The following is a 21948-nucleotide window of genomic DNA, read 5'->3' on the forward strand; positions in this document are numbered from 1 at the left end:
CTTGCCACACTGATCTCACGGCGTCAGATGCGCCGGAAGGTCAGGAGGATGAAGGTGTAGTCGAGCCCGGTGCGCTTCCAGTGCACTGGCCTCTCGGCATGCTGCAGCCCTGGCTCGTCACCCACGAGTTCCAGACCCTCGGCCCCTGCGTCCGCGATGAAGGCACGGATGTCGTCGGGGCCAAAGATGCGCACCGGGCCGCCATAGGCGGTGATGCCCTGAGTGTCCGGCGGGTCGTGGTCAAAGTCAGTCGAGACGCACAGCACGCCACCTGGCCGCAGCACGCGTGCCGACTCGGCGAGGAAAGCCTTGAGTGGCACGCCGTGCTCGATGACCGACATGCAGGTGATCGCATCGAGCGACGCTGGCGGCAGGTCGGTCGCCGTGACGTCGCCCTGTCGGAACGCGACGCCGTCGCGATGCACGGTGGCCCCAAACTCCAAGTTGATGCCCAGGAGGCTGCCTGGGGCGGAACCCAGGCCATAGAGGCGCAGCCAGGGCAGGACCGGGCTGTAGCGCGCCGACCCTGCATCCATCACGTTCAGGGCCTGCGCACCCCCGGCCCCGGCCAGGCTGAGGACGGCTCCGACGGCGCCCAATGCATCCCAGTTCTTGGGCAGGTCACGGTGCAATGGCAGCCGGAGCCGGCGCGCCTCATCCCTGGCGGCCTGCCACTGCGCGCTGGTGCGCAGCACGTCGGTGGGAGGCACGGTAGTGGGCGGCTGTCGGGTGACCGCCTTGCGCGCCTCGGCCCGGCGCTGGACGGCAACCCGGGCCCACAACAGCCGCTCGGCGGCGATCTTGGCGACCGCGAGGAGGCGCCCTCCGGGTGGGGCGGCCACTTGGGGTGCAGGTGAGGGCGAGTTCTCAGGGCCGGTCATGGGCGCAACCTTAGGTGTTCAGCCACCGACGGCACCGCGGCCCCCAGCCGGGAGGAGGTGGTGGGCGCGAGCCCACAGCCAGCCAGCCGCGGCCCACAGGACGTCAGCAAGGACACTGAGGAAACGGGTGAGGACAACGACTGCGGTGGCCGCCGCCGGAGACATGACCGACGTGAGCAGGAGGAACAGGATCCCTTCACGGACACCGACGCCGGCTGGCAGGAGCACGGCGACCATGCCCGCGACCGAGGCCAGAGCGAATCCGCTGATGCAGACCAGCACCAGCGAACCCGGGTCATCCGGGGCCAGGGCTGCGGCAAGCAGGAGAACCGAGGCGCCAGTGCCGACCCACGAGGCGATGATGCAGGCCATGCAGCGAGCGATGGCGGCCCCGGACAGGTCGTGCTCGAGCGGTTCGCGTCGGAGCATCCGAAGCCCTCGAGCGATGAGAGCGTTGAGCACTGTCGGCCAGAGCACGACGAGCAGGAGCAGCGCGACCAGGGCTGCCAGAGCACCCCACCCCGCCGACATGGTGGTGTCCGATTCGGTGAGCAGCAACGGCACCGCCGGAAGGGCGACGACTGCGCCGCCGAGGACCGACAGGGCCAGCATGACCAGACCTGCGGTGGCCATCTGGCGTCGCGGAACCCGGAGCCGATGGCCCATCTCGGTCTGCATGACGACGGTCCACACCGAGCCGGGGACGTACTTGCCCAGCTGCCCCACGAAATAGATGCTGGCGGCCGGCGGCAACGGCAGCCGTGTCCCGAGGTCGGCCAGCAGCACTCGCCAGCCGAGCATCGTCAACACCGGTGGGATGAGCCCGAGCACAAGGGCTCCGCCGATGACCCGCAAGTCCAGTTGCCACAGCTGCGAGGAGATGGCCGCCCAGTTGCGCCACAGCGCGACAGCCACAGCGATGAGAACGACGACGAGCAGTGCGGCACGCACCGCGTCGAGGGCCGACATCCGTCGAGGTGAGGTCACGACGTCGATCCCAGAAGGTGGTGCGAGCGCGCCCATCCCCAGCCGACAGCCGCGACGACGACGTCGGCGACGACCGTGAAGAAGCGCGAGATGACGACGATCGCGAACGCCGCGGGGAACGGCATGAGCGCCCCGAGCAACAGCGCCAGCACGCCGTCACGCACGCCCACGCCTGCGGGCACGATGACCGAGAACATCCCGATCGCCGAGGCCAACGCGAAGCCGCAGATCGAGGTCACGACAAGGCTGCTCACCGGGGTGTCGGGCGACAGGGCGTGGGCGAGCACGAGGATCGAGAGCCCGGCGCTCAGCCAGGCGAGGACGAACCACAGCGAGGTCAGCGCGATCGCGGGTGCGGTGAGCTCGTGCTCGAGGGGTTCACGACGCAGCAGTCGCAGGGCCAGTGCGATCCCCCAGTTGAGCACCCGCGGCCAGAGCAGCAGGAGCAACACTGCCGCCGGAGCAAGCCACCACGCCGACCGGACCTCCCCCGACCGCGCGAGCAGCAACGGCAGAGCGGGCACGCCGACGATGGCGCCGGTGAGGACGGACAGCAGGATCGAGAGCAACCCGACGATGCCCATGCGTCGACGGGGCACCCCCAGGCGCGATCCCAGGTCGGCCTGCGCGACGACGCTCCAGACCGAGCCGGGCAGATATTTGCCGAGCTGCCCGACAAAGAACACGCTGGCACCAGCCGGAAGCGGCAGTCGCGTGCCGAGATCATTGAGCAGGACGCGCCAGCCGAGCAGACTGAAGATCGGGGCGAGCAGGGCGAGGACGAAGGCTCCGGCCAGGGTCGCTGCAGGCACCTCACGCAGGTGAGCCGACACCTCGCTCCAGTTGCGCCACACCGCGACCACCACGGCGAACAGGACGAGCACCGCGACGACGAGCCGCACGACGTCGAGCAACCGCTTTCGCGTCATGGCTTCGCCGCCGTCACCGCTGGCCCTGCCATCACAGCTGGCCTGCTGTTACCGACGACACAGGTCACCGGCGCCGGAAGGTGAGTCGCAGGATCCCGTATGCCGGGACCGCACCTGTCCGACGTGCCTCCGGTTGCGCTGCGCGCACCTCGCGAGCCGACGCCGACGCGAGCCGGATCCTCTCGGTGATGTCGCCGTCGACGTCGCCGACGAGGACGAGCCCGAGGTCGTCGGCCCGGGCAAGGACGCCGCGGATGTCAGCGGGACTGATGGCCCACTCGGGATCACCCTCACCCACGGGCAGCGTGATGATGAGCAGTCCGCCCGAGCGCAGAGCCCAGGACGCCTGTCCGACAGCGTGATCGACGTCGTCCGCTCCACACCCGCCGGGGTGGAGGCGGGCGATGACGTCGAGGCTGGCGGTGTCGACGTCGAGCACCTCGACCGACGTGCGCCGGCCCGTGAGCTCGAGTTCGACCGGCTCGAAGCCCAGGGCCCGGGCCCATCGTGAGAACGGGCTGCGGGTTCCCGACTCGTCGACGATGACCGCACCTCGGCGGCCGTCGTCGCGAATGCGGAGGACGGAGGCGAGAGCCCCGAGTGCCGCCCAGGCGGACACGGCGTCGGAGCAGCGGGGCAGGCCGAGTTCTCGCGCCCACGCCTGCGCCTCGAGGGCGTCGGTGTCGAGCGCGAGCACATCGGAGGCCCGCACCCATTCGGGGAAGTCCGCAGGCCGCAGGGGCAGCTGACGGCGGCGTCGCAACCGGGCGGCGGTGACGAGGTCCTTGGCCCGCTGCACCGGAGTGTCCGGCGGCACGGTCTCGGGCTCCTCGTCGTCGACCAGGGCCTCCGACTCGGTGCTGGCCAACGCCTCGATGCCGCCGACGTAGTGCGCCCAGGGTCCGCTGAGATCAGGGGGGCGGACAGCGGAACGCAGCTGGCCGGCATACCCACGATCGGCGAGGCGACGCAACGCGTCCACCAGGGACACCCGGTCACTGGGCGGCACGAGAAGTCCGTCGACTCCGTCACGGACCTGCACCCCGAAGGTGCCGACGTGTGTGGCGAGAACGGGCAGTCCGTGGAGCTTGGCCAACAAAACGTTCTGGGAGGCGGTCGCGTGGCGATAGGTCAGGGTCAGCACGTCGTGGCGGGCCATGAGCGCGGCGATGCGGTCGGCGGGGACGTAGCCGCTGTGCACCTCGACCCGTCCGGCCAGTCGCGGGTCGGCCGCGAGCTCCTTGACCCGACGGCCGCTGTCGCCCCACATCTCCCCCGCGATGGTGAGCTGGAGTTCGGGCACGTCGAGCATCGCGTCGAGGAGGAGGTCGACACCCTTGTAATCACGCACGATCCCGAGCGCGAGCAGCCGCGTGGGGCCGGGCGACTCGACGTGCTTCTCCGGGGGACCGCCGGGAAGGTGCGGTGGCAGGTCGAGCTCACGCACGTGAGCAGCCCCGAGCTCCGTGGCGAGTTTGGCCTGCGAATCGGAGTGCACGACAACGGAATCCACGCGCCGGAACAACGAATCCATGAATCTGCGGTCCCCAGGCCGAGTCTCGTGCGGGAGGACGTTGTGGGCGATGACGATCGACCGAGGCCCACGTCCGCTGCTCGACGTGCGACCGACTCCGGCGGCGCGGAGAACAGCAAGGTTGGACGGGACGCCCGGCGGGATGACGTGGACGATGATGATCGCGTCCATGTCACGCAGCCGGCGACCGGTGCGCACCCACGTGTCGGGACGCGCCCACGACAGCGAGCGGATGGTGCGCGGGAACGGCTCGACGTCCGGCGCGCCACCGGGCACGGCCTGCTCGCCGGGATAGAGCAGCGACGGGTAGAGGTGACTCCACGAGACGAGGGTGACGTCATGGCCCGCCTCGGCGAGCTCGTGACAGAGCTCGGTCGTGTGCGAGGCGACGCCACCCTTGTATGGGTGCGTCGGCCCGACGACTGCGAGACGCAGCGAGGCCGAGTTGTCCGCGTCAAACACCGTCTCTCGACCTCACCACGAGGTCGGAGAGGAGGGCGAGCGAGGCGATCATCATGCCGCTCACGATGAGCAGCACCGTCGATGCCGGGAAGTAGAAGGGGTGACGCACCATGTCGACGACACCCTTGATGAAGCCGATGACGATCATCCACAGCGCCGGGGGCATGAGCACCTTGAGCGGATCGAAGTACATGACCATGCGCAGCACCTGGAGGATGTAGCGGTAGGCGTCGTTGACGAAGTGGAACTTGCTCACGCCGGCGCGCTTGGCATAGGACGTCTCGATGTACTTGATGTCGTGCTGGTTGCTCAGGAACGCGATGGTGATCGTCGTGACGCACGAGAACCCGGCGGGCAGCAGCCGCAGATAGGGCAGCGACACCTCACGACGGAACGCGCGCAGGCCCGAGTTGAGGTCGGGGATCTTGGTCTTGGTGAGCCACTGCGCGACCTTGCGGATGAACCACTTCGCTGGGACACGCGCCCACTTGTGGGTGCCCTCCTCGGTGGTGCGCGCGCCGACGACCTGGTCATAGCTCACGTCATCACGCAGGATCCGCACGAGCTCGGGGATCCGCTCGTTCTCATAGGTCATGTCGGCGTCGGTCCACACGACGATCTCGCCGTGCGCCTGCTGGGTGCCGATGCGACGGGCCGTGCCCGAGCCGCCGTTGCGACGGAACGGCATGATCCGCAGGTTCGCGAAGTCGCGCGCCGCCTGCTCGAGCACCTCGAGCGTGTTGTCGGTGGACGCGTCGTCGATGCACAGCAGCTCATAGGTGAACTCGCTCGAGTTCATCGCCGCCGTGATGCGGTCGATCTCCTTGAGGACGTGCGCGCCCTCGTTGTAGCAGGGCAGCACGATCGTGACGTAGGGCCGCGGAGTGCCGTCCTCGAGCAGCGCGGAGCGAGTCTCGGGTTCGACAGGCGTGGCGTCTGCCGGCCCACGTGGAGCGTGGGACCCGCGCTCGCCCCCTGCGCCCGTCTCACCGAGGGCCGCAGGGTCGTCGCTGCTGCCCGCGAGCTCACCCGAGCGCACCGTGATGCGCTCGGTGGGGGGCGCATCCGACGTGGCGGAGGGCGCAACGGGAGGGGCGGTGGGCGCGGGTGCCGTGGTCGCGATGACCTCGGTCTCAGGATGCTCGTTCATCGCCTCCGAGACTACCCGGCGGTGACCTTCTCACCGGCAGCCCGCCGACCGGAACGAAGAACGCATGGCTGACGTCCCGAACTCGCCAATTCCTCCCCTCCGGGACACAGACGCCGGTATGCCGTGCGCCGACTAGCCTGCTCGCGTGAACGTCCTCGCGATCCCCCTCTGGCTCGACGCAGTCGCCGTCGGCTTCGGGGGGCTGGCCGGTGCGTTGGCTGCCCGCCGCCGGGACTTCGACATCGTCGGCGTCCTGTTCCTTGCAGTGATCGGCGGGCTCGGCGGTGCGCTGCTCCGAGACCTCCTCCTCCAGGTGCCGGTGAGAGCCCTCACCTCGCCGTGGCTGCTGCCGTCGGCCTTCGTCGGTGGACTGCTGGTCGCGCCGTTGCTCGCCCTCGTCGGACCGCTCCGCTTCCGACGAGACGTCGCTTTCACGCTGCTCGACGCCCTTTCCCTGGCGATGTACTCAGTCCTCGGGACCGATCGAGCCATGACCGTGGGGCTGCCACCGACATCCTGCGTCTTCGTCGGTGCCGTCGCGGGCGTCGGTGGTGCCCTCATCCGTGACGTTCTCATCAACGAGACCCCGGAGCACTTCAAGCCGGGCTCGTTCTACGTTCTCGCCGCGATACCGGGCTGCATCAGCTACTTCCTCCTGCGCACCCTGGAACTCCCCGTCCTCGTCTCGGCACTCGTGTCGATCGGAGTCGTCATCGCCGTGCGCATGTCCTCGTGGTCCCTGGACTGGCAGACCGGACGCCGCCGACGAGCCGAGCATTGACGCCGAAGCAAGCGGACGGCATACCGGCGTGTCGTGTCCCGGAGGGGAGGAATTGGCGAGTTCGGGACGGGGGACCGGGGTGGGGGTGTGGGGCGAAGGAGGGGTCAGGCTTCGTGAATGGGTGCCTTGGGGAGCTTGCGGACCTTGGCCCGGCGTCGGCGCCTCTCGGGGATCATCGACCGCATCTCCTCGAGCTTGCCGAAGCAGAGCAGCCGGTCCTCGGGTTCGAGCGTCGTGCGCCGGCGCGGGTTGGGGATGACCGTCGTGCCGCGATGCAGGGTGAGCACCGTGATGTCGCGATCCTCCAGACCCGACTCCGCGATGGTCTTGCCGACCAGGTCCGCGCCACCGTGGACAACGAGCTCGGCGACGCCGTATCCCGTTGAGACAGTGAGTCGCTGGCGCACGTCGATCTCGGGGAAGGCGACCTGGTTGCCGATGTAGTCGATGATCGCGCCGGCGACGTCGAGCTTGGTCGCCGCCTCGATGCCCTCGAGCCCCGGCGAGGAGTTGACCTCCATGACGAGCGGCCCGTCGGCACCCTCGAGCATGTCGACGCCCGCGACACGCAGCCCCATGATCTGGGCCGAGCGCACTGCCGCCTCTTCAAATGCCGGCTCCAGCGTGACCGGAGCCACCGAACCGCCGCGGTGGACGTTGGATCGGAACTCATCGCCCTGGGCTGTCCGACGCATCGCCGCGACGACCCGGTCGCCGACGACGAGCGCACGGATGTCGCGACCCTTGCTCTCCTTGACGAAGCTCTGGATGAGGACGTTCTGGCTCGTGCTGTGGAGGGTCTCGATGATCGCCTCGGCAACCTTGGTGTCGGGCGCGAGGATGACGCCAATGCCCTGGGTGCCCTCGAGCAACTTGATGACCACCGGCGCACCACCGACGCGTTCGATGGCCGGCAGCACATCAGCCCGGTTGCGCACGAAGGTCGTGGCCGGCATACCGATCTGGTGACGCGACAGGATCTGGGTCGCACGCAGCTTGTCGCGCGAGTTCGAGATCCCGTTGGCGGTGTTGGGTGTGTAGACATCCATCTGCTCGAACTGCCGCACGACGGCCGTGCCGAAGTAGGTCACCGAAGCCCCGACTCGCGGCAGGATCGCGTCATAGTCCGACAGCGTTCGTCCGCGGAACTGCAGGTCTGGCTCTGGCCCCGAGAGGTCGATGGCGAAGCGCAGGGTGTTGAGCACCTTGACGTCGTGACCTCGATCGAGGGCGGCGGTGCGCAGTCGCTGGGTCGAATAAGCCTTGGGCGCGCGCGAGAGGATTGCTAGCTTCATGTGGGGTACCTGCAAAGATGGTCGGATGTCCGGCGCACCCCATCCAACCATCCGTGTCGGTTGGCGTGAATGGGTGCGTATGCCGTCCGCCGACCTTGCGTGGATCAAGGCCAAGATCGACACGGGGGCACGGTCCTCGGCAGTCCACGCCTTCGACCTCGAGCGCTTCGAACGCGAGGGCGAGCCGTGGGTGCGCTTCTCGATCCACCCCTGGCAGGGCAGCAACGAGGACGCGGTCACCCTCGAACGACCCGTCGTCGACGAGCGGGTCGTGCGCTCGTCGTCGGGCCATTCCGAGGAGCGCCTCGTCGTCGAGCTCGAGATCGTTCTCGCCCGGCGCCGCCGGATCACCGAGGTGACGTTGAGCAATCGCGACGAGATGGGTTTTCGGATGCTCATTGGTCGAGAGACCCTGCTCCACGGCTACGTCGTCGACCCCGCTGTCTCCTATCTCGGCCCGCGCCCCAAGCTGCACCTGCGACGCCGCAACCGGGGGCGCTGATGAGCTCCGAGGCCCAGGACGCACCGGCCCCCAAGCGGATTCGCACCGCTGCGCCGGCTCGCAAGACCAAACCCACTCGCTCGTCGTTCGCCATCGGCGCCGTCAAGGTGCGCCCGGGCCACACTCGCGAGATCGGGCTGCCCATCACCAAGCTCGTCACCGGCTCCGAGGTCAGCCTCCCGGTGCGGGTCGTCCACGGCCGCCACGACGGCCCGGTGGTGTGGATCAACGCCGCGATCCACGGTGACGAGGTGGTCGGGGTCGAGGTCATCCGTCGCGTGCTGGAGACCCTGTCCCCCAGGACTTTTCGCGGCACGCTCCTCGCCGTCCCGATCGTCAACGTCCACGGGTTCATGGCGGGCGACCGCTATCTGCCGGACCGGCGCGACCTCAACCGCTCGTTCCCGGGGTCACCGCGCGGCTCCCTCGCCGGCCGCATCGCGCACCTGATGATGCGCGAAGTCGTCGACAAGTGCGAGGTCGGCATCGACCTCCACACCGGCTCGGACCGGCGCACCAACCTCCCCCAGATTCGCGCCGACCTCGAGCACCCGCGCACCCGCGCGCTCGCCGAGGCCTTCGGCGCACCGGTCATGCTGCATGCCAAGCTGCGTGACGGCTCGCTGCGTGCCGCAGCCCGCGAGTCCGGCGCCACGGTGCTCCTCTTCGAGGGGGGCGAGGCGATGCGCTTCGACCAGTGGGCGATCGAGGCCGGCGTCGCCGGTGTCCTCCGTGTCCTCGCCGCACTCGACATGATCGACGCCACCGTCACCACGAGCGCTGCGGCCACCGCCACCGCCACCGCCACCGCCGCGGCAGGCAGCGGTGCTGGCGCCCTCGCTCTCCCCGCTCCACCGCCCGGTCTCGTCAGTCGCCGCAGCGGCTGGCTGCGTGCTCGGCGCACCGGAATCGTCCACCTCGACGCGACACTCGGTCAGCGGGTCGAGGTCGGCGACCGGCTCGGCGGCCTGAGCAACTCCTTCGGCAGGACCCTGCGGCTCGTGAAGGCCGACCGGGCCGGCGTCATCATCGGACGCACGACAGCGCCCCTGGTCAATCGCGGTGATGCGCTGGTCCACATCGCCGAGATCGAGGGTGCAGAGCCCCCGGGCACGCCCGACAGCCAGGCCGCCACCGATGGCTTCGACGCACTCGACGAGATCCAGGTGCTCTGACATGGCGCAGAAGGTTCGCTTCCCCAGCTCCTCCGGTGAGCTCCTCGCCGGGCTCATCGACCTGCCGGAAGGAAAGCTGCGCGGGTGGGGCGTGTTCTCCCACGGATTCACCCTAGGCAAGGACTGCCCGGCAGCCGCTCGGATCTGCAAGCAGCTCGCCGCCGAGGGCATCGGCATGCTCCGGTTCGACAACCTCGGGCTCGGCGACTCCGAGGGCGAGTGGGGCAACGGGTCCTTCTCTCACAAGGTGGCCGACACGGTGGAGGCAGCGCGATTCATGGCCGCACACGGACGTCAGATCGAGCTGCTCGTCGGACACTCGTTCGGCGGCGCTGCCGTGCTTGCCGCCGCGGCCGACATCCCGGAGGCGCGTGCGGTCGCGACTGTGGGCGCACCCTTCGACCCCTCGCATGTCGAGCATCAGTACGACGCGGTCGTCGAGCGGGTCATCGCCGAGGGTGAGGCCGTGGCGACGTTCGGCAACAAGGCGCTCATCCTGCGCCGTGAGTTCGTCGAGGACGTGCGACGTGCCGATCTACGCGCGTGCATCACCACCTTGAAGCGACCACTGCTCGTCCTGCACTCACCAACCGACAACACCGTCGGGATCGCCAACGCGAGCGACATCTTCAAGACCGCCCGCCACCCTCGCAACTTCATCTCGCTCGAGGGTTCGGACCACCTGCTCACCGCCCCCGGCCAGGCCAAGCGCGCCGCCCGCATCATCAGCGCCTGGGCCGACCAGTACCTCGTGAACTGAGCGGCACCGACTGACCCGCTGTGTCCGGCGTCACGTGGCTGTGGAAGCGTGGAGCCCGTGGACACTGGAGCAGTACTTGACCTCATGAAGCAGGTGGCCGCCGAGGTCATCACCCCTCGATTCCGATCGCTCGCCGACGGTGAGGTGATCGAGAAGAACCCCGGTGACCTCGTCACCATCGCCGACCGCGAAGCCGAGGTGCTCATCACCCAGGCACTCAACGCGGCATACCCCAATGCTGTTGTCCTGGGCGAGGAGGCGCACGCCGCCGACGGGAGCATCCTCGAGCGCTACACCGCGGCCGAGCACGCCTTCACCGTCGACCCGGTCGATGGCACCAAGAACTTCGTCCACGGCAACCCCGACCACGCCGTGATGATCGCCGAGACCGTTGCGGGCCAGACCGTGCGCGGCTGGATCTGGCAGCCCGAGCACCAGATGGCCTGGGTCGCCGAGCGTGGCGCCGGTGTCGAGCGCAACGGCGAGCGCATCGCCCGCCCGCCCGTGGGACCCGACGATGCCCCCCGGGGCGCCACTTCGATTTGGTCGCTGCGCGGTCATGAACTCGCCGATCTGCCTGCGCTGCAGCCCTCGTGGGTCTGCTGCGGTGTCGACTACCCCAACCTCATCGAGGGCAAGGTCGACTACATCCTCTACAGCCGCTCCAACGCCTGGGACCACGCGCCGGGTTCGCTCATGGTCACCGAGGCCGGTGGCCACGTCGGGCACCTCGACGGTGTCGAATACGGCCCGCGCTCGACCCTGCCGGGTCTCATTGTCGCGTCGGACAGGACGACGTATACCGCCGTCGCCCGCCGTATGCCGGCCGACCTCACCCCCCGCTGACTCCGGTCCACACCTCGAGCGACAGCGGCACGAGCCCGTCCGGGCGCTGCTCCAGGAGCCGGTCGTCCTCGGCCACGAACGCCTCACTGACCTGACGAATGTCGCTGGCGCCCAGCGCATCCAGCTCCTTGGTCCCGTCAGCGGCCAGCAGCACGAGGCGTCCACCCTTCGCCGTGACGGCCTCGTCGATCGTCGCGATGGTCGAGGCGAGACGCGAGGTGTCCTGGCGCAGGGTCTGCGTGGTCGACAGGGCCGGATGGCCGCACTGGCCGCGCACGACCTGCGGCCACTCGTTCGCGGCGCGCGAGTCCACCGCGAGGACGACGTCACCCTGCGCGAGCGTGGCGCACACACCCTCCACGGCTGCCAGCTCCCCCAACTCGACCCGCTCGGAACGGTGGGGCCATGTCGCGAACACAGTCGGGATGATCGTCGCAGCGACGACGGCCACGCCCACGGCGACCGCAACGGCCACAGGAGCACGGCGCGAGAGGTGGCGGACGGCATACGCCGCGGCAGCGACGCAGAGCACCATGACGAACGGCAGGACGATGACGAGCCGCCGTTCGGCCCACGGATGGTCGGGAGTGATGCCCGGGCGCCAGAGGGTCAGGACGGTGGACCCGGCGCCGACGAGCAACGGTCCGGTCCACGCCGGCAGCGACTCCCCGGCAGTCCAGCGGTTGGCGACCACGCGCAGGGACCAGGCGAGGGTGGCGAGCGCGATGACGAGTGCGGGGATGCCGACCCACCACGACAGCCACGCCACGCTCTGTTCGGCATAGGTGCGGCCACCGTCGACGGTCAGCCCTTGACGCAACTGGAGCCCGGCGACGACGCGCGACCCCGAATCGTCTGGCGACTGGCGCACGGTCTGCCACAACGGCCGGCTCGCAAGGAAGAGGCCAAGGACGACGACAGCCACACCCAGGCCAGTGGGCAGCAGGTGCGAAACCGCCTGTGGCACACCACCTCCACGTCGCTGCCACCACAGCATCCCGGCAGTCACCAGCCCCATGAGGACACCCAGGGCGACGAGCGGGACGAGGCTGGCGGCGATCGTGCCGAGATACTGGTTCGACAGCCACAGAGCTGCGAGGCCGGCGAGCAGCGTCGAGACCCCGGCCCCGAGCAAGGTGATCCGCGGCCACCGCTGCCCCTGCGCGAGGGCGAGTGCGGCCACCGGGATGAGGAGGATCGTCTCGCGCAGTCCGTCGATGCGGACGAATGCCGTCCCCCCGATGAGCACGCCAGCGAGCAGTGCAGCTCGACCGATCTCACCCTTGACCCCCTCCCGTGCGGCGATGACGAGAGCGAGTAGACCGCCGCCGAGGGTCACCATGGCCAGTGGTTCGGAATAGGTCGCGCGGGCCGTGTGCAGCACCGGGAAGAGCAGAGCCACACCGGCCGCGGCCAGGGGTGACCATCGCGGTGCACCGATACGGGCCGTCAGCAGGCCGAGACCGAGGATGCCCAGCGCGGACATGAGCGCCGGGAGGAGCAGCGCCCCGATCGGGCCGCCGAGCCACACTCCCATCGACCAGATCGCGCCCGGCCCGATGACGAACTGCGGCTGGATCTCCGGGTCCGCGTTGCTGCCGACCTCATAGAAGGCGGGGCTCGACAGCGTGATGCCGTCGAGGGCAAGGACCTCCGGACCACCGACCGATGCCACATCCACGGGCACCACCCGGCGGTTCGTCTCGGCCATGGACATCGCCGCCTGAAAGTAGCTCCCGGAGTCGCGCCGCGGCAGCACCTGCTCGGAACGCGTTGTGGCAGTCCAGATTCCGGCACCGACGCTGACGACGACCAGGAGCGTTGCGGTCCAGACAGGCAACGACCGAGCGGGTATGCCGTGTGCCCACCACCCGCACGCCACCGCGGCCCCAAGAGCCAAGGGCAGGACGAGCCAGGGGAACCAGACGCCGAGCCCGGCGAGGACCACGGCGAGCAAGGACATGACCACGACCCACGTCGCGGCCCCGAGGACTATCGTCTGGAGCCACCGACCTCCAGCCAGCTCGAGCGGTGAGGAAGGCAGGTCCTCGTCAGCGGTCGGCAGCGAGCGGCTCATGGGCGCCCACGCTATCCGCTGCCGTTGGCCCCCTTCGCGAGCCGGGCCCGACAGTTGGCGTGGCTCGGCTATTCGAGCCCCACGTGGCCCGGGTGCGGCTCGGACGGGATGACCCCGAGGCGTCCGGCCTGGAAGTCCTCGAAGGCCTGGATCAGCTCGGCGCGCGTGTTCATCACGAACGGCCCGTAGGCGGCCACAGGTTCACGAATCGGCAGCCCGCCCAGGATCATGACCTCGAGCTGAGGGCTGCGCGCCTCCTGGCGCTGGCTGGCGCTGACCCTGATCGAGTCGCCCGCGCCCAGCACCGCGAGCTGCCCCTTCCGGATGGGTTGCCGCTCAGCGCCGACCTGACCGTTTCCCGCCAGCACGTAGACGAGCGCGTTGAAGTCCGGGCGCCACGGGACGTCCACCTCGGCATCAGGCTCGATGGTGGCGTGGACGAGCGCGATCGGGGTATGCGTGATCCCGGGCCCGGCGTGCCCGCCGACCTCACCGGCGATGACGCGCAGCAGCGCGCCGCCGTCCGGTGAGCTGAGCAGGCGAACCTCCCCGCCGCGGATGTCCTGGTACCTCGGGTCGGACATCTTCTGCCGACTCGGCAGGTTGACCCACAGCTGAGTCCCGTGGAACAACCCACCATTGACGACGACCTCCTCGGGCGGCGCCTCGATGTGCAGCAAACCGGAACCGGCGGTCATCCACTGGGTGTCCCCGTCGGAGATCACGCCACCACCACCGTGGGAGTCCTTGTGTTCGAAGGTCCCGTCGAGCATGTAGGTCACCGTCTCGAACCCACGGTGCGGGTGCCACGGCGTGCCCTTCGGCTCACCCGGCGCGTACTCAACCTCGCCCATCTGGTCCATGTGGATGAAGGGATCGAGCTCGGCCAGATCGACACCGGCGAAGGCGCGACGCACCGGGAACCCCTCACCCTCGAAGCCACTCGGCGCCGTGGTGATGCTCCGGACGGGCCGCCCGTGGGTGGCCAGGTCGGGCGCGGCGAGCCTCGGCAGGGCGAGCACGTTGTCAACCGTCACTGCAGGCATGTCTACCTCCGTTGAGAGATTGAAGCTTCAACCAGTGTGTGTAGCGTGGTCCGTGTCCGGTCTATTCCACACCTGGGTGCCACCCTTCCCTCTTTCCGTAGGGTGACCGATGTGACCCGACCCGCCGATGTCCTGCAGCAGATGCTCCGCTCCGACTCCGCGAAGCCGCGGATCACGACCTACGACGACACCGACGACCCGACGCGCGGTGAACGCATCGAGCTCTCCGCCCGCGTCTTCGGCAACTGGGTGAACAAGGCGGCCAACGCTCTGCAGGACGAGTTCGACATCGCCCCCGGCTCAGTCGTCCGCCTCGACCTGCCGCCGCACTGGCGCACCGCCTACTGGGCCCTCGCCACATGGTCCGTGGGCGGCACCGTCAGCCTCGATGAGAGTGACGCAGACGAAGGCGGCACACCACCAGACCTGCTCGTCACGACCGACCCCGAGGCGGCCGCTGCCAGCGACTCCCCCGCGGTCCTCGTCACCCTCGCCGGCCTCGCCCGCTCCGCCAGCGTCCCCGTTGCGCAGGGCGTCATGGACGAGGCCAAGGAACTCAGCACCCACGGCGACCAGTTCGCCGCGTGGGAAGAGCCAGCAGACAGCGACACCGCACTGATCGCCGGAGGCGAGCGGACGGCATACGCCGATGTGATGGATTCAGCTGCGCCGCAGGTGGATTCAACAGAACGCCGGCACCTCACGATGACTGACACGGCCGACTTCCTCCGCGCCTGCCTTGCCCTGTGGGCGGCAGACGGCTCGGTCGTGCTCAGTCGCGGCGAGGCGCCGGCGGACGTCTTGACGGAGCGATCCCGGGTCGAAGGTGCTACCAGCGCCTGACCCCGGACCGGGTCACATCTGCTTCTCGATGGCCTTCCACGTCAACGTGGCGACGACACCGGTCGAGGCGAGCCTGGCCCGCCCCTGTGCTGCCTTAACCGCAGCCTCGGTGGCCGGGCCGAAGGACCCGTCGGCTCCGATCCGCAGAGCCTTCTGGAGCGCCACGACGTTCGCGCCCCTCGAGCCACGCTTCGCGACGGTGTTCCAGTAGGGCAGGAGCGGGTGCACCTTTGCCTCGACCTTGCTCCAGGTCGCAGCATCGACGACACCAGTGGCATTGAGACTCACTGACCGCTGGAACGCGACAACGCGCGCGGCGGTGGCCGGGCCGAAGGAACCATCGACCGCGACACCACCGATGCCGGCCTGGAGCACCTTGACCGCGGTGCCCCTGGAGCCCGTCCGGAGCGTCGTGGCCTTGTATGCCGTGAACTGCGTCGACGTCGACGTGCTCGGCGGCGGGGTGGTCGGTGGCGGCGTCACGGGCGCGGACTGCCCCATGAGGGCGGCCCACGTCTGCGCGGCCACGACACCGGTCGGCGAGATCCGCTTGGAGGTCTGATAGGCCTTGACCTTGGCCTCGGTGGCCGGGCCGAATCTGCCGTCGGCGCCGATGGCAAGCGCCTTCTGCAGCGCGACGACGGCCGGGCCGGTCGAGCCGCGCCTGAGGATGAGCTTGGCGTAGGGAGCGAGCGGCGACGCCACGGGCGGCGTCGTGACGGGCGGGGTGGAAACGCCCATGAGCGCGTTCCAGGTCAGCTTCGCGACGACACCGGTCGGTGAGATCCGCTTGGACGTCTGGTAGGCCTTGACCTTGGTCTCCGTAGCCGGGCCGAAGGAGCCGTCGGCAGTGAGCCCGAGCGCCTTCTGCAGTGCGACGACTGCCGCACCCCTGGAGCCGCGCTGGATGACCGTGTTGACGTATGCCGCAAGCGGACTGGGAGTCGTCGTGCCCCCGCCGGTCCGGGAGGGGACGAGCCTCAACTGGACGAGCTTGGTCCAGGTGGCGTTGTCGAGCTGCTTGGTGACGGCGACGCCGTTGCGCGACTGGAAGGACGCGACGGCCGCCTCGGTGGCCGGCCCGAACCGGCCATCCTGGGCGAGCTTGAGTGCTGCTTGGGCGATCAGCAGGTCCTTGTGCGTGTCACCGCGCTTGAGGAGGGGATAGCCACTGGACGTGGCAGGCGGGGTCGGGACGACGGGTGAGGTCGGTGCGGTGGTGGGGCCGGTGAGCTGGACGGACGTGAGGGCCTGCCCGGTCCACCACGACGTGCGCTTGTAGGCGCCGTCCCACGTGAACGAGATGTGGATGTGGTCGGTGTGCGGGGAGGAGCCGGAGTACGGCGCCCAGCCGCGGGCCGGGTCGTAGGCACGCCACATCTGGCGGTTCCAGATGATGTAGTTGATGCCGAACCGGCGGGCCATTGCCCCGGGGCGACCCTGCGAGTCGGGTGCCGAGAGCCAACGCGTGATCGCGTTGCCCAGAGCGAGCCCATCGCCGCTGTAGGCGTTGACCATCCAGTCGAGGGCACGGCCTTCACCGTGCTCGGCGGCACACGTGCGGTTGATCCCGTAGACATGCCTGCCGTAGTGGCTGTTGAGGAGCTGCGCAAACGCCGTCGGGCCCGGCAGGTCACCACTGAGGCAGCGGTAGCCCTCCTGGTACTTCGGGGCGATGTCGAGCGCGCTGGGCAGCGACTTCGTCGGGGGCGGCGGGACGCTCGTCGCGAGGGCGGCAGACGCGCTCCCACCCGCGAACGAGAGGCCGAGCGGGATCGACAGGAGAGAGACGGAGACGGCCCCGAGGGCACGAACCGGTCCTCGGGTCGACGTTGCAGGCGAAGTGACGCGCGTCAACGAAAGCTCCTCAGGGGGCGACAGGGGTGGAGACTTCGTGCTCGGGATCCGTCACAGACGTCACATGAGACACGTTGGCTCGCCATTTGTCCCACCTGTCACAGGGGTAACGCAAGTGATCAGGGGGAATTACATTGATGTACTTCGTAATACCCCGGCTTGTACAGAAGAATCTCTCGAAGAAGGCGTGAAAGTCGGGAGGATCTTCTGGACGTGTCGCCGGCCCATGATGACGCGGCAGCCCTGGACCCCCACCACATCGGCGCCCTCCCTCACGGTGACTAGAGTCACCGCCATGGACAAGGTCGTCTCCTCTGCAACCGCAGCCCTCGAGGACGTCCGCGACGGTGCCAGCCTGGCCGTCGGCGGGTTCGGGCTCTGCGGCATACCCAGCATCCTGATCGCCGAACTGCACGCCAAGGGGGTGCGGGATCTCGAGGTCTTCTCCAACAACTGCGGTGTGGACGACTGGGGGCTCGGCATCCTCTTGGGTGCCAAGCAGATCCGGCGGATGGTCTCGTCCTACGTCGGCGAGAACAAGGAATTCGCCCGCCAGTACCTCGAGGGCGAACTCGAGGTCGAGCTCACCCCGCAAGGGACTCTGGCCGAACGCCTCCGCGCCGGCGGAGCCGGCATAGCGGCCTTCTTCACGCCGACCGGTGTCGGGAGCCAGGTCGCCGATGGCGGACTGCCGTGGAGGTATGCCGCGGACGGCAGTGTCGCTCTCGCCTCACCTCCCAAGGAGACCAGGACGTTCAGGCTCGGTGGCGAGGAACGGACCTTCGTCCTCGAGGAGGGCATCGCTGCAGACTTCGGGCTCGTGCGCGCCTGGAAGGGCGACCGTCACGGCAACCTCGTCTTCAACAAGTCCTCCCGCAACTTCAACCCGCTCTGCGCGATGTCCGGTCGCATCACGATCGCCGAGGTCGAGGAACTCGTTGAGCCGGGTGAGCTTGACCCGGATGAGGTCCACCTGCCCGGGATCTATGTCCAGCGAGTCGTGCAGCTGACGCCAGAACAGGCTCAGGACAAGCGAATTGAGAAGCGCACCGTCACCGCGGCCGCGCCGACGACTGACAGCAAGGAGGCCTGACGATGGCTCTGACTCGTGACGAGATGGCTGCCCGCGCGGCCAGTGAACTCACCGACGGTTCCTACGTCAACCTCGGCATCGGACTGCCGACACTCGTCCCGAACTTCGTCCCGGACGACGTCGAGCTCGTCCTCCAGTCCGAGAACGGCATCCTCGGCGTGGGCGCCTATCCCAGCGAGGATGTGGTCGATCCCGACCTCATCAACGCGGGCAAGGAGACCGTCACGACGCGTCGTGGCGCGAGCTACTTCGACAGCGCGACGAGCTTCGGGATGATCCGCGGCGGCAAGGTCGACGCGGCGATCCTCGGGGCCATGCAGGTCTCCCGCGGCGGCGACATCGCCAACTGGATGATCCCCGGCAAGATGGTCAAGGGCATGGGCGGAGCGATGGACCTCGTCCACGGCGCCAAGAAGGTCATCGTCCTCATGGAGCACGTCGCCAAGGACGGCACCCACAAGATCGTCGACGAGTGCGACCTGCCGATCACGGGCCTGGCCGTCGTGCAGCGCATCATCACCGACCTCGCCGTCATCGACATCACTGAGGAAGGGCTCGTCGTGCGCGAGCTCGCCCCCGGAGTCACCGAGGACGAGCTGCGCGACAAGACAGGGCCCAACCTGACGTTCGACCTCTAGGGCGAGCTGATGGCGCGCCGATGCGCAGACACGTCAGGGTCCTGTGAGCTCCCATGCCGCCGCGTCCGGGGTGTCGACTCCGAGCCGGGCAAACGGCGCCAGGTCATCGGCGTGGGGCAACAGCTTGTCGACATAGACCCACCGGACTCCGAGGTCCCAGAGCTGCTGTCGGGCGTCCTCGGTCGGTGCCGCGATGAACCCGTCATTGAGCCGCAAGATCTCGGGCTTCCAGTAGTCGACGGTGAGCGAGTCGCGACCATTGGGTGCCTCTCTCGTCGCCCGCGGCGTGGCGGTCCACCCCTCCACGAGCGACTGCCGCTCACTGAACGCCGTGACCAGCCAGCGCCTGCTGTCGCAGCCACCAAAAGGTGATCGGATCGCGGTGCAGTGGCGGTTCGTCATGACGACATCCCGAGGTTGCGAGTTGTCCCGAATGTACCGAGCGGTATCGATCTGGTCCTGAGACACGGCGAGGGGCACCATGAGGGAGGCCGGCTTGGGAACCGAGCGGAAGAGCGGCGCTTTGACCGTGTCGAGCCCCGCGATGACCCCGGTGGTCACGGTGGCAACCCCCACGGTCGCGAGGCTGGCACGCACGCGAGCACCGGGCCTGCCTAGCAGCCAGGCTACGCCCGCGGTCAGGACAATGACGACGGCGGCCACAGCCAGGACTCGCCAGAGCATGGCGACGTTCCCGTCACCCAGCTTTCCGATCAGTCGTGTGGGGGCGAGGTAGACCAAGGCCCCCGCTGTCACACCCAGAGCCAGGAGCGGGCCGACGATGTTGCGCCCGAGGGCATGGGTCAGAGCGCGAGCACCCATTGCGGAGGCGATGGCCGCCAACGGCATTGCCGTCAGCAGGAAGTAGTACTGACTGCGACCGGGATGTTCGAAGAGCCCGACCGCCGCGGCCCCCGCGAACGCCCCACCGGCGAGGAGCCACGGCAACGGATCGCGACGGGTCCGGCGGCCGAACAGGGGGGCGAACGAGAGCGCTGCCCCAGTCAGTCCTCCCAACAAGGCCAGACCCGCAGAGGCTCGCACGAACCAGGGGCCCGGCAGTGAGCCGAGCATCGAGAAGACGTAGCTCTGCTCCGCGGCACCCTTCACTCCCAGAGCGAGTCCGGCGCTGGACCCGTGGAAGACGACAATCATGGCGAAGACAAGACCGGAGGCGACGACCACCAGATCCACGACGACCCGCAAGCAGAGGGGGCGGTTCCATAAGAACATCGCAACGGCAGCGAGGGCGAGCCCGGCGACCACGAGTGGTGAAGTCGCACCTTTGGTGCCGGCCGCGATGATCGACAGCAACGGCACCAGCAGGTAGGCGGCGCGCGGCAGTTCTCCGCGCCACCGCTGGTTCAGGAGCACGACCAGCGCCAGGAGCGTCGGCACGCCCAGGGCAAGGGTCGGTGAGTCAGGCGTGAGCGGGAGGCTCAGCGAGGGTATGGCGAACGGATTGCCCCGCGAGGCGAACATCGCGAGCACTGTCGCCAGCAGCGCCACCTTGGAGCTCCCGGACAACCGCAGAGCGGCAACCATCACGCAGACAGTCACGGTGATGGGCATGAGGGCGGGCATGAACCTGAGCAGGACCAAGTCGAGGTCGGCCCCGGAAGTAGCCGTGACATGGGCGAGCCACGCGTGGGTGAACCAGTGGTAGCCGAGGTCCTCGCCCAATACGGTGGGCCAACTGGTGGGTCCACGGTGCAACAACTGCGTTGCCAGGGCCTGGTGCAGGTACGCATCGATGTGCGGCCGGCCGAGACCTTCCCAAGTGACTTGGTTGGTGCGGAAGTAGGCGACGAGTTGCCGCAACGCCCAGAAGGAGCTGAGCGCGGTGAGTAGGGGAAGCCACCATGGCATCGTGGACAACTGCGCGGACAGGATTCGCCGCCGGGTTGGCGCGATGACGAGGAGGGCGGCCGCCACGACGATCGGCAGAACGAAACTGACCCAACGCTGGCCCGTCAGCCCGGCGAGCACCTGAGTCGGCACGGAAATCGCGATCCCTATTGCGAAGCCCATGGCCAGGTCCTCGAGAAGCCAGCCGTTCCGCGGGCGCACGGCCCGCCACAGCAGGGCACCCGGGAGGACCTGCATCAAGCCGACACCGAGGAGCGCACGCAAAGCCGCGTCGGAAGGGAGGCCGGTGCGCACGGCATACACGACATAGATCCCGGCCGCCGCAGCCACAACCACAACCGACATCAGGTTGTCCCACGTCGCCGGACTGAGACTCCTCTTGAGGCGTTGGGCGCGGCCGAGAGGATCTGAGTTCGTGTTCACGTGGCTCCTACAAGCGGGTCGTCAGCGGCCGGTACTCGTACTCCGCGTCATTCGAAGCGACTGTTAGAGTCCGTGAGTCATCTTTACATCAAGGTCTCAGGAGTTCGAACCACCCATGTCGACGGAGTCCGGAACGCCTGAGAACTCACCCGGCGTCTACACCCAGGGCTATTTCGAGACCCGGCTCAAGCCGGATGCGAGCCGCGCGAAGGTGTGGGAGCACCTCTGTGAGTACTTCCGCGAGTTCGTCCCGGCAGATGCCGATGTGCTCGAACTCGGCGCCGGCTGGTGCGACTTCGCAAATCACGTGAAGGCCCGTCGAGTGGTCGCCATGGACCTCGACGCCACTGTTGTCGCCGCCGCTGCGGACCACGTCGAAGCCGTCGTCGGTGACTGTTCTGACCTGTCTCGGTTCGACGACAACAGCTTCGACGTCGTATTTGCGAGCAACCTCCTCGAGCACCTACAGCGCCCGCAGTCCGACGCCTTGGTCGCGCATGCCCAGCGCGTCCTGCGGCCGGGCGGACGGCTCATCCTCATGCAGCCGAACTTCCGCCTCAATCCCGGCCGCTACTTCGACGACTACACCCACGTGGCGATCTTCACCGACCAATCGCTGTGCGACTACTTGGTCTCACAGGGCTGGTCGATCGAGAAGTCGATGCCCCGTTTCATGCCCCTGACGTTGAAGTCCAAAGGTTCCAAGCTCACGTTTGTCGTGCCGTGGTACCTCCGCTCTCCGATCAAGCCGCTCGCAGGACAGATGCTTGTCGTCGCCAACCCGGAAAGGGCCTGACAAT

General features: G+C 68.5%; 19 protein-coding genes. 9 read left to right on the plus strand and 10 right to left on the minus strand.

Features of this window, described 5'->3' with window-relative positions; translation table 11 throughout:
• Positions 1-23 precede the first annotated feature (23 nt).
• The 5 genes from V6K52_RS14535 to V6K52_RS14555 form a co-directional block, all read right to left on the minus strand.
• Positions 24-881, minus strand: coding sequence for a class I SAM-dependent methyltransferase (locus V6K52_RS14535; protein ID WP_353950830.1), 858 nt, complete (start codon positions 879-881; stop codon positions 24-26).
• Positions 882-899: 18 nt separating this feature from the next.
• A complete protein-coding gene (locus tag V6K52_RS14540) occupies positions 900-1868 on the minus strand; it encodes a lysylphosphatidylglycerol synthase domain-containing protein (protein WP_353950831.1) in 969 nt (322 codons plus the stop codon).
• Positions 1865-2797 carry a lysylphosphatidylglycerol synthase domain-containing protein gene (locus V6K52_RS14545; RefSeq protein ID WP_353950832.1) on the minus strand — a complete coding sequence of 311 codons (933 nt, stop codon included), beginning with the start codon at positions 2795-2797 and terminating at the stop codon, positions 1865-1867. Before V6K52_RS14545 ends, V6K52_RS14540 begins: the two co-directional genes overlap by 4 nt.
• 64 nt (positions 2798-2861) lie before the next feature.
• Positions 2862-4793, minus strand: coding sequence for a glycosyltransferase family 4 protein (locus tag V6K52_RS14550; RefSeq protein WP_353950833.1), 1932 nt, complete (start codon positions 4791-4793; stop codon positions 2862-2864).
• Positions 4786-5943, minus strand: coding sequence for a glycosyltransferase family 2 protein (locus tag V6K52_RS14555; RefSeq protein ID WP_353950834.1), 1158 nt, complete (start codon positions 5941-5943; stop codon positions 4786-4788). The genes V6K52_RS14550 and V6K52_RS14555 overlap by 8 nt, the downstream gene beginning before the upstream one ends.
• 145 nt (positions 5944-6088) lie before the next feature.
• On the opposite strand from V6K52_RS14555, the gene V6K52_RS14560 reads away from it, so the two are divergent.
• Positions 6089-6724: a TRIC cation channel family protein gene (locus V6K52_RS14560; protein WP_353950835.1), complete on the plus strand. Its 636-nt coding sequence runs from the start codon at positions 6089-6091 to the stop codon at positions 6722-6724.
• A 104-nt stretch (positions 6725-6828) separates the two neighbouring features.
• Here V6K52_RS14560 and V6K52_RS14565 read toward each other — a convergent pair whose 3' ends face one another.
• Positions 6829-8019, minus strand: a complete 1191-nt coding sequence (locus tag V6K52_RS14565) for a RimK family alpha-L-glutamate ligase (protein ID WP_353950836.1) — start codon at positions 8017-8019, stop codon at positions 6829-6831.
• 25 nt (positions 8020-8044) lie between these two features.
• Here V6K52_RS14565 and V6K52_RS14570 point away from each other — a divergent pair, with 25 nt between their 5' ends.
• The 4 genes from V6K52_RS14570 to V6K52_RS14585 are packed head-to-tail and all read left to right on the plus strand — an operon-like array spanning position 8045 to position 11302.
• On the plus strand, positions 8045-8521 hold the full coding sequence (locus V6K52_RS14570) for a RimK/LysX family protein (RefSeq protein WP_353950837.1): 477 nt from the start codon (positions 8045-8047) through the stop codon (positions 8519-8521).
• On the plus strand, positions 8521-9696 hold the full coding sequence (locus V6K52_RS14575; RefSeq protein WP_353950838.1) for a succinylglutamate desuccinylase/aspartoacylase family protein: 1176 nt from the start codon (positions 8521-8523) through the stop codon (positions 9694-9696). Before V6K52_RS14570 ends, V6K52_RS14575 begins: the two co-directional genes overlap by 1 nt.
• A 1-nt stretch (position 9697) precedes the next feature.
• The gene (locus V6K52_RS14580; protein WP_353950839.1) at positions 9698-10456 is read left to right on the plus strand and encodes an alpha/beta hydrolase; all 759 of its coding nucleotides are present in this window, start codon (positions 9698-9700) and stop codon (positions 10454-10456) included.
• Positions 10457-10513: 57 nt separating this feature from the next.
• Positions 10514-11302 carry an inositol monophosphatase gene (locus V6K52_RS14585; protein ID WP_353950840.1) on the plus strand — a complete coding sequence of 263 codons (789 nt, stop codon included), beginning with the start codon at positions 10514-10516 and terminating at the stop codon, positions 11300-11302.
• Here V6K52_RS14585 and V6K52_RS14590 read toward each other — a convergent pair.
• Both V6K52_RS14590 and V6K52_RS14595 read right to left on the minus strand, forming a co-directional pair.
• Complete coding sequence (locus V6K52_RS14590) at positions 11289-13379, minus strand: hypothetical protein (protein WP_353950841.1); 2091 nt, start codon at positions 13377-13379, stop codon at positions 11289-11291. The two genes, V6K52_RS14585 and V6K52_RS14590, sit on opposite strands and share 14 nt — an antisense overlap.
• A gap of 68 nt (positions 13380-13447) precedes the next feature.
• On the minus strand, positions 13448-14425 hold the full coding sequence (locus tag V6K52_RS14595; protein ID WP_353950842.1) for a pirin family protein: 978 nt from the start codon (positions 14423-14425) through the stop codon (positions 13448-13450).
• Positions 14426-14536: 111 nt separating this feature from the next.
• Between V6K52_RS14595 and V6K52_RS14600 the strand changes: the two genes are divergently transcribed.
• Positions 14537-15268 (plus strand): TIGR03089 family protein, encoded by a 732-nt coding sequence (locus V6K52_RS14600; protein WP_353950843.1) that lies wholly within the window; start codon positions 14537-14539, stop codon positions 15266-15268.
• A gap of 12 nt (positions 15269-15280) precedes the next feature.
• Here V6K52_RS14600 and V6K52_RS14605 read toward each other — a convergent pair whose 3' ends face one another.
• Positions 15281-17125: a peptidoglycan-binding protein gene (locus V6K52_RS14605; RefSeq protein ID WP_353950844.1), complete on the minus strand. Its 1845-nt coding sequence runs from the start codon at positions 17123-17125 to the stop codon at positions 15281-15283.
• Between the two features lie 295 nt (positions 17126-17420).
• On the opposite strand from V6K52_RS14605, the gene V6K52_RS14610 reads away from it, so the two are divergent.
• Together V6K52_RS14610 and V6K52_RS14615 are read left to right on the plus strand one after the other, a co-directional pair.
• The gene (locus V6K52_RS14610; RefSeq protein WP_353950845.1) at positions 17421-18218 is read left to right on the plus strand and encodes a CoA transferase subunit A; all 798 of its coding nucleotides are present in this window, start codon (positions 17421-17423) and stop codon (positions 18216-18218) included.
• Positions 18219-18220: 2 nt separating this feature from the next.
• The gene (locus V6K52_RS14615) at positions 18221-18856 is read left to right on the plus strand and encodes a 3-oxoacid CoA-transferase subunit B (protein ID WP_353950846.1); all 636 of its coding nucleotides are present in this window, start codon (positions 18221-18223) and stop codon (positions 18854-18856) included.
• Positions 18857-18889: 33 nt separating this feature from the next.
• Here V6K52_RS14615 and V6K52_RS14620 read toward each other — a convergent pair whose 3' ends face one another.
• Positions 18890-21148, minus strand: a complete 2259-nt coding sequence (locus V6K52_RS14620; RefSeq protein WP_353950847.1) for a hypothetical protein — start codon at positions 21146-21148, stop codon at positions 18890-18892.
• A 115-nt stretch (positions 21149-21263) separates the two neighbouring features.
• On the opposite strand from V6K52_RS14620, the gene V6K52_RS14625 reads away from it, so the two are divergent.
• On the plus strand, positions 21264-21944 hold the full coding sequence (locus V6K52_RS14625) for a class I SAM-dependent methyltransferase (protein ID WP_353950848.1): 681 nt from the start codon (positions 21264-21266) through the stop codon (positions 21942-21944).
• Positions 21945-21948: the final 4 nt, after the last annotated feature.

The sequence above is a fragment of the Knoellia sp. S7-12 genome, from assembly GCF_040518285.1.
Taxonomy (GTDB): Bacteria; Actinomycetota; Actinomycetes; order Actinomycetales; family Dermatophilaceae; genus Knoellia.